The following is an 11,714-nucleotide window of genomic DNA, read 5'->3' on the forward strand; positions in this document are numbered from 1 at the left end:
GGCTCAGTACTCCCCCACCAGAACATCGGTGTAGAGTTCAGACGGCTCCGGCTCAGGCGAGCTTTCGGCAAAGTCGGCGCTTTCGGCTACGCGGGCACGAATTGCCTTGTCGATGGCCTTCAACTCGTCCTCGGTCTTGCCCTTCTCGAGCAGCACTTTCTTCAGGCCCTCGATCGGATCCTTGTGTTCGCGCACGTCCTGCACTTCCTCACGGCTGCGGTATTTCGCCGGGTCGGACATCGAATGCCCGCGATAGCGATAGGTATTGCATTCCATCAGCACCGGACCGCCGCCATCGCGGACGTGCTTGAACGCGATCTCCGCCGCCTGACGTACCTCGAGCACATCCATGCCGTTCACATCCATCCCGGGGATGCGGAACGCTGTACCGCGGCGGTGGAATTCGGTTTCGGCCGAGCTGCGCTTGACCGCGGTACCCATGGCGTACTGGTTGTTCTCGATCACGAAGACGATCGGCAGGTTCCACAGCGCAGCCATGTTGAAAGTCTCGTAGACCTGGCCCTGGTTCGATGCACCATCGCCGAAATAGGCGAGGCACAGACCTCCATCTTCATTGTACTTGTGCGCGAGCGCGAGGCCACCGCCCAGCGAGACCTGTGCACCCACGATGCCATGTCCGCCGTAGAATTTGTGCTCGGTCGAGAACATGTGCATCGACCCGCCCTTGCCCTTCGATATTCCGGCCTGGCGTCCGGTCAGTTCGGCCATGATCACGTTGGGATCGATGCCATAGGCGAGCATGTGGCCATGGTCGCGGTAGCCGGTGATCACGCTGTCGCGATCATTATCGAGCGCGCTCTGCAGGCCGATCGCAACTGCTTCCTGACCGATGTAGAGGTGGCAGAAACCGCCAATCAGCCCGAGGCCGTATAGCTGGCCAGCCTTCTCCTCGAACCGGCGGATCAACAGCATCTGCTCGTAGAACTTGAGCATCTCGTCGGTGCTCGCGTCGTAGCGCGGATTCTTCTCGTGCTGCTCCTGCAGTGAATGCAGCACAAATTCCGGATTGTCCGCTGCTGGCGTTACCTTCGCAGGCTTTTTCGACGCTTTGGCCAAGCTCGTATCCTCTTGTCTGTTCGAGGCCCCCGGGGAGTGTTGAGGCCGCTGGCCCTATAGTAGCAAGCTTACGGATGACGCAACGTCAACCGACCATGCTGCATACGAAATCTTGGAATTCTTCGGGTCGTAAAAAGGAGAAGCGCGCAGCGCTATTCTTGCTCGTCGATGGTGATCACCACCTCATCCGGGTGCACGACGTTGAGGTTGCGCCGCAAGAGCTCGCCCACAAGGTCGGGATCGGCAGCTTCGGGGTCGAGTCCGTCGACGAGATTGCGCAGTTCGTCCCGCTCATGCGAGAGCTGCGCGATCTGCGCATGTCGCTGGTCGAGCAGCTTGGAATTTTCGCTCCAGGCAAGCAGGCCGGTCGGTCCGGCAATCGCAAATCCCGTGAGCAGAAGCAGGCCGCCAAGGGCCAGTGCCTGCCTCATTTGCTCCTTGGGTGGTTTACGCATTGATCCCCGAACCTCGTCCGAACGCCACAGAATCATAGTTAACCCGCAGATTCAAGCGGTTTCTCGAACATATCCGATCGAATCTAGTAGGAGCGAGGCAGTCCGAGCACATGCTCGGACAGATAGGACAGGATCAGATTGGTCGAGATCGGCGCCACCGTGTAGAGCCGCGCCTCGCGGAACTTGCGTTCGACGTCGTATTCCTCTGCGAATCCGAACCCGCCAAAGGTCTGCACGCACATGTCCGCAGCGGCCCAGCTTGCTTCGCTGGCGAGCAGCTTGGCCATATTGGCTTCTTCGCCCGGATTGCCACCTTCGTCGTAAACCCGCGCTGCATGGTGGACCATGAGTTCAGCCGCGCGCATCTGCGCATAGCAACGAGCGATCGGAAATTGCACGCCCTGGTTCTGGCCGATCGGTCGATTGAAGACCTGACGGTCCCTGGCATAGCCGCTCGCCTTTTCGATGAACCACTTGGCATCACCAATACACTCGGCCGCGATCAGGATGCGTTCGGCGTTCATGCCCGAAAGAATGTAGCGGAAGCCCTTCCCTTCCTCGCCGATCAGCGCGCTCGCGGGAATGCGCATGTCGTCGAAGAACACCTCGGTCGTGGAGTGGTTCATCATCGTGCGGATCGGTTTGATGGTCAGGCCACCTGCCTCGCGCGCCTCGCGCATGTCGACGAGGAAGATCGACAAGCCCTCGGTCTTGCTCTGGACCTGGTCGCGCGGGGTGGTGCGGGCGAGGAGGAGCATCAGGTCGGAGTATTCTGCACGGCTGGTCCAGATCTTCTGGCCGTTGACGACGAAGTGATCGCCATCGCGTACCGCGCGCGTCTTGAGCGAAAGCGTATCGGTCCCGCTGGTCGGTTCCGACACTCCGAACGCCTGGAGGCGCAATTCGCCGCTGGCGATGCCTGGCAGGTAGGTCGCTTTCTGTTCGTCGCTGCCATAGCGAAGCAGCGTATTCATGATGTACATCTGCGCGTGGGCGCTTGCGCCGTTGCAGCCGGACGCCTGGATCTCCTCCATGATCACGGCGGCCGCATCGAGCTTGAGCCCGCTCCCCCCGAATTCCTCCGGTATCAAGGCTGCAAGAAACCCCGAACGGGTCAGCGCATCGACAAACTCGGCCGGATAGTCGCGCGTGCGATCCTTCTCGCGCCAATACTCACCGGGAAACTCCTCACACAGCGCTCGCACCGCGCGGCGAATTTCGGCCAGTTCTTCGCTTTCGTTCATCATTACCCCTCGATTTCGCCGCGATGCTTGCCGGAGAGGATCGGACAAGTCTACCTTTGCAACTGATAGGCTCGAGGCGGACGGGCGGAACCATGTCGCCGCCAATGCCGTTCAGAATCGAAACGGGGGAAATTCAGCACCATGATGCAAACCATCGACAACCAGCTCAGCACGATGTGGTACGCCTTTGTCGAGGCGATCCCGAGCATCGCGATCGGGCTCATCATCCTGATGGTGACAGGCATCGTCGCAAGTTTCGCGGTCAAGATTTCCGATGCCCTGGTCGGCAAGACCGAGATTCGCCCGTCACTCCGCAACCTCATCGAGACACTGGTGAAGCTGGGCGTCTGGCTGATCGGGATCTTCATCGCTGCAATCATCGTGTTCCCAGGGATGACGGTCGGAGGGCTCGTAGCCGGGCTCGGCATCGGTGCGGTCGCGATCGGCTTTGCCTTCCAGGATATCTTCGAGAACTTCCTCGCGGGCGTCCTCATCATGCTGCGCGAGAAGATGCGCATCGGGGACGTCATCGAATGCGAGGGGATCGACGGCAAGGTCGAACACATAACCCTGCGTGAAACGCACGTTCGCGCTGCTTCGGGTGAATTGACGATCGTGCCCAACTCAATCCTGTTCAAGAACCCCGTCGAAATCCTGACCGATGTCGAGCAACGATGCCACACAGTCGTGGTCGGCGTGTCCTATGACACCAATCTCGACAAGGCGGCCGAAGTGATCCGCAAGGCGGTGGAGACCGTCGACGCGGTCGATGTCGACAAGGGCATCGATGTCTTCGCCAGCGAGTTCAACTCGAGTTCGGTCGATTTCCTCGTCCGCTGGTGGGCCGGTTCCACCCCGCGCGCCGGCCATGAGAGTCGCGACAAGATTGTCCGCGCGATCAAGAGCGCGCTCGACCAGGCCGGGATCGAAATTCCGTTCCCCTACGTGACGCACACGTTCAAGGAAAAGGTGCCGCTCGGCGACAAGGACTAGCGCCTGATTGAAGAGTTGGTGCGCCCGACAGGATTGTTCTCGCCCTGCCGGGCTCGCTCATCTCGGCTGCGCCTCGATTCCGAAGTTCGCATCGCGCCATGACCCAACACAAACGGCCGCACCCCGAGGGTACGGCCGCTTCTGGTGCGCCCGACAGGATTCGAACCTGTGGCCCCCAGATTAGGAATCTGGTGCTCTATCCTGCTGAGCTACGGGCGCACGCCGCCGCGTTTAGTGGCGGCATTCACCTAAATCAATCAGTTGAGTTCTTCAGGCGGTGAAACGGGGAACGGGAGCGGCGCGACCGCGATCCCTTCGTCGATCAATCCCCGCGCCTCTTCCGCGCTGGCCCGCCCGTGGATCGGCTTCTCGTCCCGTTCGCCGTAATGCATGGCGCGCGACTGCTCCGCGAACTTGTCGCCCACCCAGGTGCTCTGCTTGAGCGCCTTGGCCTGAGCATCGGCAAGCGCGGCGAGCGCTTTTTGCACCTCTGCCGGCATGGGCGTGTTAGACACGGGATGCTGTTCGCCGCTGCTGGCGCGAGCAACCTCCCGGCGTGAGTTTGCCTTCGCCGGGACGGCGGGTGCCATCGGCGCCTTGTCCACAGCAGGCGATCCGCATTCGGGGCAGCAAACCAGGCCACGCGCCTGCTGATCGGCAAAGTCCGATGAACTGCCGAACCAGCCTTCGAAGCGATGGCCTTGGTCACAAGAGAGGTCGTAAACGATCATTTCACCTGCCTATGTGGCGATTTGCCGCTTGTTGGCAAGGCTTGGCAATTGCGCCCGAACCTCCGCGGTCCGTGACAGATCGAGATCGACAAAGCCGAGGCCGGTCCCCTCGCCGCCCATGTCGAGAAGCACCTCGCCCCACGGGTCTATGACCAGGCTATGGCCATAGGTTTCGCGACCGTCCTCATGCCTGCCCACCTGCGCCGCAGCGATCACGAAAGCGCTCGCCTCAATGGCCCGCGCGCGTTGTAGCACGTGCCAGTGAGCTTTCCCGGTCGGCACGGTAAAGGCGGCAGGAATGGCGATGGCATCGCATTTCGCCTGGCCCAGCAATTCGAACAGCGCGGGAAAACGCAGATCGTAGCAGACCGTTAGTCCGAGCCTGCCCAGCGGAGTATCTTCTACGACTGACACGCTTTCGCCCGGCTGGTAGGCGGAACTTTCCCGCCAGCTTTCGCCGGTCGACAATTCGACATCGAACATATGGATCTTGTCATAGCGTGCCGCGATGCCCCCATCGGGGGAAATGACAAAGCTGCGATTGGCCCAGCGTCCATCCTCGCGCGCCACGGCAAGCGAGCCCAGGCACACCCATATCCCGTTGCTCACCGCAGCTTCCCGCACTGCGGACAACACCTCGTTCTCGCTCTCGGGGACTATATTGGGCCCTGCTCGCTCGCGGTCACGATCTAGCAGGCCGGACATTTCGGGCGTGAATAGCATCGCCGCCTTGCGGTCGCCCGCGTCCTCGATGGCCCGGACGATCCGCTTCGCATTGGCGGCGGGTTCGATGCCCGTGGTCATCTGAAGGACGGCGATACGCGTCATCGGTGCGGCTTATCCAGCCAGCAATACGTCGAGCTTGCCCGCGCTCTCGAGTTCATGCAATTCGTCGGACCCGCCGACATGGGTCTCTCCGATGAAGATCTGCGGCACGGTGCGCGCCAGCGGAGCACGCTCGAGCATCTCGTCGCGCTTGGGGCCACCCATGGTGATATCGAACTCGTTGTAGTCTGCCCCCTTTGAATCGAGCAGGCGCTTGGCGCGAAAACAAAATCCGCACCCAAACTTGGTATAGATGTCGATCTTCGGCTGACCCATGCGAATCCCTTCTTCTGGCTGTCCGATTGGCATCGCCGAACCGGCTTGAAAAGCGTCTATGCGCTCCTAAATCAGTATCGTCGACGGCCGCCATCCGGGGCTGATCGACACAAGCGGGGCGCTGCCGCCGGCAGGTCCCACCTTAGTTCAAATTGCTCAGAAGAGGATTTGTTTCGATGTCCAGACTCGATTTCACCCCTTACCGTCGCACGACCGTCGGTTTTGATCGCCTGTTCGACCTGATGGAAAACCAGGTCCGCAACAATGGCGACAACTATCCCCCTTTCAATATCGAACGCCGCGGTGATGACGAATATCGCATCACGCTGGCGCTTGCCGGTTTCCGTCCGCAAGACCTCGATATCACAGCCCAGCAGAACCTGCTCGTCATCCAGGGCAAGAAGCGCGAAGACGATGCGCCGCAGGGTGAGATGCTGCATGTCGGCATCGCCAACCGCGGCTTCGAACGTCGCTTCGAACTGGCTGACTACGTGCGTGTCGAAAGCGCCGACCTGGCCGACGGACTGCTCGTTATCGACCTCGTCCGCGAGATTCCGGAGGCGATGAAGCCGAAAAAGATTTCGGTGAATGGTCAGCCGACTCTCAAGGCAGTAACGACCAAGGACGACGAAGCCGACGCTGCCTGAGGCGCGTAGCTGAGATTCTTCCAAGGCTGAAATAATGTGGGGGCGGATCGCAATCCGCCCCCGCGACCTTTAAGTCGCCTCGACCGGGATTCACCGTCCGGGTCGCAGAAGACGGTCAATCCCGGGTCGAGCCCAGCAGGATCGGCCAACGCCAATCCAAGAGATTTGGGCAATATTTTCGTGCCACCCTGCCCCCCTTGAGAAAAACTTAAGGGATACAAGCCGTGGGTAAGTCTATTCCGACCACCGGCGCAAGCGTAAAATCGAAAAATTGTACAAATCCGACAAAAAAATTTTCGGACGTCTGCGCGCTTCAAGTCGCCCCAGAGCAGCCAAACAAGCGGCCTATCGCACGCTGATCACACCAGGCGAGATTGCTCAAGCGCAGCTGAAATGAACCCGGCAAAAAGTGGGTGCGGATCGAAGGGCTTCGATTTCAGCTCGGGGTGAAACTGCACTCCGACGAACCACGGATGATCGGGGCGCTCGACAATTTCAGGCAGCAGTCCGTCCGGCGACATGCCCGAGAATACCAAGCCATCCTTCTCGAGTGGATCGATATAGGCACCATTGACCTCGTAGCGATGGCGGTGGCGTTCCGAGATGGTCGTCGCTCCACCATAGATCTGCGACACATGGCTGTTCGCCGACAGCTTGGCATCATAGGCGCCGAGCCGCATGGTTCCGCCGAGATCGCCACCGGCCTCACGCTTCTGCAGCCCTTCCTCGCTCATCCATTCGGTGATGATCCCCACCACCGGCTCGGAGGTTTCGCCAAACTCTGTAGAGCTGGCCTTGCCGTAGCCGGCAGAACGCGCCGCCTCGATACATGCCATCTGCATGCCGAGGCAGATGCCGAAGAACGGGACCTTGCGCTCGCGCGCGAAGCGAACGCTCGAGATCTTCCCTTCACTACCACGCTCGCCGAAACCACCCGGCACGAGAATTCCGTGCATCGGCTCCAGTTTCGACGCGATATCGGCCTCGTCGCCTTCAAAAATTTCCGCATCGATCCAGCGGATATTGACCTTCACCCGATTGGCCAGACCACCGTGGATCAGCGCCTCGTTGAGCGACTTGTAGGCATCGGGCAGTCCGACATATTTGCCAACCACGCCAATCGTCACTTCCCCTTCGGGATTGAAATAGCGATCGGTGACATCTTCCCAGCTGGCAAGATCGGGCTCCGGCGCGTCCTTGATCCCGAACGAGCGCAGCACCTCGGCGTCGAGCCCCTCGGCATGGTATTGCTGCGGTACCGAATAGATCGACGGCGCGTCGAGTGCGGGAATTACCGCCTCGGCCCGAACGTTACAGAACTGCGCGATCTTGCGCCGCTCGCCCTCCGGCAGCGGGTGCTCGCACCGGCACAGCAGGATATCGGGCTTGATGCCGAGGCTCGCCAATTCACGGACCGAGTGCTGCGTCGGCTTCGTCTTCAGTTCGCCCGCAGCCGCGATATATGGCACCAGCGTGACGTGAACCGAGACGGTCTGGTCAGGTTCGAGCTCATTTCTAAGCTGGCGAATCGCTTCCATGAAGGGCAGCGATTCGATGTCGCCCACTGTCCCGCCAATTTCGCACAGGATGAAATCGTGGTCGTCCTGATCGTCGAGCGCGAATTCCTTGATCGCGTCGGTGACGTGCGGGATCACCTGCACGGTCGCGCCGAGATAATCGCCGCGACGTTCCTTCGCGATGATGTCGCGATACACTCGACCTGAGGTGATATTGTCGCTCTGCCGGGCCGAGACCCCGGTGAAACGCTCGTAATGGCCGAGGTCGAGATCGGTCTCCGCACCGTCATCGGTGACATAGACCTCGCCGTGCTGATAGGGGCTCATCGTGCCCGGATCGACATTCAGATAGGGATCGAACTTGCGGATGCGGACCTTGTATCCACGCGCCTGAAGGAGGGCAGCAAGCGATGCTGCCATGAGACCTTTGCCGAGCGATGAGACCACGCCGCCGGTGATGAAAATGTACCGCGCCATGGGAGTTGGGCCTTAAGCCTTGTTGGGGATCGGATGCAAGCGATAAGGATTGCGGGAATGCCGCAATCCACAAGTGTGTCGGCGAATTGGGCTTATTCGGTCGCGCCGGCGAGCGGATCATCCGCCTGGGCGGGCTCCTGCGCCGGAGCGGGTTCTTCCGCCGGGGCCTGAGCCTCGCCCAACGGATCGCCACCCAGTGCGCCGCCGAGCGGATCGGCCGGGGCAACGGCGCGATCGAGCGTGGTGCTCACTTCGCTGGTGCCGGTGGTTTCGACCGCGACCGCAGCGAGCGCAATCGAGAGAATGACGAAAGCCACCGCGAGCCACTTGGTCGTCCGCGTGAGGAAATCGGCCGCGCCGCGCGCGCCCATCAAGCCACCCGGGCTGCCGCCGATCCCGAGGCCGCCGCCTTCCGATCGCTGCATGAGCACGACTCCGACCAGAGCGGCGGCAACGATTGCCTGGAGAACGGTAAGGAACAGGAAGAGCGACATTGGTGATCTACTTTGTCAGAATTCGGTTGCAGCGCATTTAGGGCCGAGGGCCCTGTTGCACAAGGTCTGCGGATAGGGGCGGTATCAGCCCTCGGCAGCTTCGCCAGCGGCAAGGGCGATGCCCATGAAGCTGTCGGCCGTGAGGCTTGCGCCGCCAACCAACGCGCCGCCGACCTCGGCCGCACCCAGTATCTCGCGGGCATTCTCGGGCTTGACCGAACCGCCATAAAGGATGCGGACTTCGCCGCCCTGCTCTTCGCCGAAAAGCTCGACGAGCAGGCCACGGATGGCCTTGTGCATCGCTTCGATGTCTTCGACCGTCGCGGTCTTGCCGGTGCCAATCGCCCAAATCGGTTCGTAGGCAACCGTCAATTGCTCGGCTGCGTTCTGGAACTCGGGAAGCGAGGCGCGCAATTGGCCTAGCACGAACTTCTCGGCCTTGCCGGCATCGCGCGTTTTCTCGTCTTCGCCGCAGCACATGATCACGCGCATGCCTGCTGCAAGCACGGATTCGGCCTTTTCGCGCACCAGCTCGTTGCTTTCGGCGTGCGCCGTGCGGCGTTCGCTGTGGCCCAGGATGACGAACTTCGCACCCGCATCGGCCAGCATCGTCGCCGAAATATCGCCGGTATGCGCGCCTTCCTCGCCCGGATGGCAGTCCTGCGCCCCGACGGCGATCTGTTCGGCTTCGCGGTGCACGGCGTGAATGAGCGTGTAAGGAGGCGCGATCGCGACCTCGGTTTTCATGTGGCGCTGGGCGGCACGATCGATGGCGCGCGCTTCGGAAAGCATCGCGCGATTGCCGTTCATCTTCCAATTACCGACGATATAGGGCCGCTGGGCCATGCACATTTCCTGAAGTAACTTGCGAATCTCGCCCGCATATAGGGATGGCGGGGGCGCGTCCGCTAGCCGACCTTGGCTATCCAGTCAAAACCCTTGGCAAACTGTTGCGGGGAGGTCGCAGGGCCGATAAAGCGCACAGCTCGGGCTAACCGCCCTCCCCTGTTTCATCGCGTTTCGGAATCGACCTCTTTCATGATCACGTTCTTCCGCAGGTTCTTCAATTCGAAGATCGGCCTTGCCATCACCATCGCTTTCGTGGGCCTGATCGGCCTGGCCTTCGCCAGTATGGACGTCTCGGGCAATGCGACCTTCGGCGGCGTTGCCGGTGGCGACCGGGTCGCGGTGGTCGGCGATTCCAAGATCGGCACTGCCGAACTGGCGCGCGCAACCACCAATGCACTCGACCAGGTCAGGCAGCAGAATCCGACCCTCAGCATGAAGGCCTTTGTCGAGAATGATGGCCTTGAGAGTGTGCTGACCCGGCTGATCGACCGCTACGCGATCGGCGAATACGCGCTCGAATACGGGCTTCGTGCGGGCGACAATCTAATCAACAGCGAATTGCTGCAGATCGGCGCGTTCCGTGGTCCTGACGGGAATTTCGACCAGGCCACATATCAGGCAGCCATCCGCAACCAGGGGTTGACCGATGCCATGGTGCGTGAGGAACTGGGCGGCAGCTTGCTCGCCCAGCAGCTCGTTGCTCCGACGCTGATCGGCACCACCATGCCCGACAAGGTTGCGCGCCGGTATGCCTCGCTCCTGCGCGAGCGCCGCCAGGGCTCGATTGGATTCCTGCCCAGCCAGGCATTCATGCCCAGCGGCGATCCAACCGATGCGCAGCTGAGGAGCTTCTACGAGACGGCGCGTTCGCGCTTCATCCGCCCCGAACGGCGGACACTGCGGTACATCGGCTTCGACGCGGGCATCGTCGAGAGCCGGATCGCACCCACCAATGCTGAGATTGCAGCGCGTTACGAGCGCGACAAGGCACAATATGCGGCCAGCGAAACCCGCCGCGTGACCCAGCTGATCGTCCCGACGCAGCAGGCCGCCAATTCCATGCGCACCCGCGCGCAGGCCGGCGCCACGTTGGAATCGCTTGCCCGTGAAGCCGGGTTCAGCACCACCAGCATCGGGCCGGTAACCCGGGCGGAACTGACGGAAACCGCCAATGCCGCCGTCGCCGGCGCCATTTTCTCGGCCGATCGAGGGAGTATTGCGGCGCCTGCGCGGAGTGCGCTCGGCTGGCACGTCGCGCGCGTCGATGCGATCGATACCAAGGCAGCGCGCACGCTCGCGCAGGTAACCCCGGAGATTCGCGAACGGCTGACCACAGAAAAACGGGCCCGTGCATTGTCGGACTTCAGCGCCGAGATCGAGGAGGAAATCGACAGCGGGGCCTCGCTCAGCGATATCGCCAAGGCCTTTGACCTCCAATTACAGACGACCCCGGCTCTGACTGCCGATGGGCGCATCTACGGCCAGCCCAACAGCGGCACTCCGGAAGTGCTTCGCCCGACGCTCGACACTGCCTTCCAGATGGAAGAGGGCGAACCACAGCTCGCCGAAGTCGTGCGCGGCCAGCAGTTCATCGTCTTCGAAGTTGGCGAAATCACGCCCTCGGCCACTGCGCCGCTTAACGAGATCAAGGATGACCTCACCTTGGCGTGGCGACTTTCGGAAGGCGCCAAGAAGTCGCGTGAAGCCGCCGACCGGGTCCTTGCTCGGGTGAAGAAGGGCGATACCGTTGCCGCCGCGCTGCGGCAGGAAAAGGCCTCGCTCCCTCCCGTCGAAGCGATCAACCTCGACCGGCAGGAACTGGCCGCTCGCTCACAGCAGATCCCTGCCCCGATGGCATTGTTGTTCAGCATGGCTGAAGGGACCACCAAGAAGCTTGAGGCCAATAACGATGTGGGCTGGTTCATCGTCGATCTGGACGACATCGTCGTGCAGCCGATTGCCGCCGACGATCCGCTGGTGGCAGCCACCAAGAACGACCTCCGCAGCGCACTGGGTGACGAGCTGGCCGACCAGATGGTTGCTGCCATGCGCAATGAGCTGGGCGTCGAGCGTAACGACGCCGCGATCGACGCGGTTCGCAAGCAGTTGACCGGCGAGAGCTGACGAGG

At 61.5% G+C, this 11,714-nt stretch carries 12 protein-coding genes and 1 tRNA gene; 3 read left to right on the forward strand and 10 right to left on the reverse strand.

What is annotated here, in order from left to right:
• Nucleotides 1–3: 3 nt before the first annotated feature.
• From pdhA to P7228_RS14105, 3 genes are all read right to left on the reverse strand, one after another.
• On the reverse strand, nucleotides 4–1,077 hold the full coding sequence (gene pdhA, locus P7228_RS14095; protein ID WP_278015867.1) for a pyruvate dehydrogenase (acetyl-transferring) E1 component subunit alpha: 1,074 nt from the start codon (nucleotides 1,075–1,077) through the stop codon (nucleotides 4–6).
• 152 nt (nucleotides 1,078–1,229) lie between these two features.
• The gene (locus P7228_RS14100) at nucleotides 1,230–1,508 is read right to left on the reverse strand and encodes an FtsB family cell division protein (RefSeq protein WP_278015868.1); all 279 of its coding nucleotides are present in this window, start codon (nucleotides 1,506–1,508) and stop codon (nucleotides 1,230–1,232) included.
• A 107-nt stretch (nucleotides 1,509–1,615) separates the two neighbouring features.
• Nucleotides 1,616–2,776, reverse strand: a complete 1,161-nt coding sequence (locus tag P7228_RS14105) for an acyl-CoA dehydrogenase family protein (protein WP_278017778.1) — start codon at nucleotides 2,774–2,776, stop codon at nucleotides 1,616–1,618.
• 141 nt (nucleotides 2,777–2,917) lie between these two features.
• On the opposite strand from P7228_RS14105, the gene P7228_RS14110 reads away from it, so the two are divergent.
• Entirely contained in the window at nucleotides 2,918–3,769 is an 852-nt protein-coding gene (locus P7228_RS14110) for a mechanosensitive ion channel family protein (RefSeq protein ID WP_278015869.1), read from the forward strand.
• A 142-nt stretch (nucleotides 3,770–3,911) separates the two neighbouring features.
• On the opposite strand, the gene P7228_RS14115 is transcribed toward P7228_RS14110, so the two are convergent.
• From P7228_RS14115 to grxC, 4 genes are all read right to left on the reverse strand, one after another.
• Nucleotides 3,912–3,988 (reverse strand) — tRNA-Arg (locus P7228_RS14115).
• 38 nt (nucleotides 3,989–4,026) lie between these two features.
• Nucleotides 4,027–4,500 carry a DUF1178 family protein gene (locus P7228_RS14120; protein WP_278015870.1) on the reverse strand — a complete coding sequence of 158 codons (474 nt, stop codon included), beginning with the start codon at nucleotides 4,498–4,500 and terminating at the stop codon, nucleotides 4,027–4,029.
• 9 nt (nucleotides 4,501–4,509) lie between these two features.
• Entirely contained in the window at nucleotides 4,510–5,328 is an 819-nt protein-coding gene (locus tag P7228_RS14125) for a carbon-nitrogen hydrolase family protein (protein ID WP_278015871.1), read from the reverse strand.
• Nucleotides 5,329–5,337: 9 nt separating this feature from the next.
• Nucleotides 5,338–5,601: a glutaredoxin 3 gene (gene grxC, locus P7228_RS14130; protein ID WP_278015872.1), complete on the reverse strand. Its 264-nt coding sequence runs from the start codon at nucleotides 5,599–5,601 to the stop codon at nucleotides 5,338–5,340.
• 176 nt (nucleotides 5,602–5,777) lie between these two features.
• Between grxC and P7228_RS14135 the strand changes: the two genes are divergently transcribed.
• On the forward strand, nucleotides 5,778–6,248 hold the full coding sequence (locus P7228_RS14135; RefSeq protein ID WP_278015873.1) for an Hsp20 family protein: 471 nt from the start codon (nucleotides 5,778–5,780) through the stop codon (nucleotides 6,246–6,248).
• A gap of 359 nt (nucleotides 6,249–6,607) precedes the next feature.
• On the opposite strand, the gene pyrG is transcribed toward P7228_RS14135, so the two are convergent.
• The 3 genes from pyrG to tpiA all read right to left on the reverse strand — a co-directional run bounded on the left by pyrG (nucleotide 6,608) and on the right by tpiA (nucleotide 9,582).
• A complete protein-coding gene (gene pyrG / locus P7228_RS14140; RefSeq protein WP_278015874.1) occupies nucleotides 6,608–8,242 on the reverse strand; it encodes a CTP synthase in 1,635 nt (544 codons plus the stop codon).
• A gap of 92 nt (nucleotides 8,243–8,334) precedes the next feature.
• On the reverse strand, nucleotides 8,335–8,736 hold the full coding sequence (gene secG, locus P7228_RS14145) for a preprotein translocase subunit SecG (protein WP_278015875.1): 402 nt from the start codon (nucleotides 8,734–8,736) through the stop codon (nucleotides 8,335–8,337).
• 84 nt (nucleotides 8,737–8,820) lie between these two features.
• Nucleotides 8,821–9,582, reverse strand: a complete 762-nt coding sequence (gene tpiA / locus P7228_RS14150) for a triose-phosphate isomerase (RefSeq protein ID WP_278015876.1) — start codon at nucleotides 9,580–9,582, stop codon at nucleotides 8,821–8,823.
• Between the two features lie 192 nt (nucleotides 9,583–9,774).
• Between tpiA and P7228_RS14155 the strand changes: the two genes are divergently transcribed.
• Nucleotides 9,775–11,709 (forward strand): peptidylprolyl isomerase, encoded by a 1,935-nt coding sequence (locus P7228_RS14155; RefSeq protein WP_278015877.1) that lies wholly within the window; start codon nucleotides 9,775–9,777, stop codon nucleotides 11,707–11,709.
• Nucleotides 11,710–11,714 lie beyond the last annotated feature (5 nt).

The sequence above is a fragment of the Altererythrobacter sp. CAU 1644 genome (assembly GCF_029623755.1).
Lineage (GTDB): Bacteria > Pseudomonadota > Alphaproteobacteria > Sphingomonadales > Sphingomonadaceae > Erythrobacter > Erythrobacter arenosus.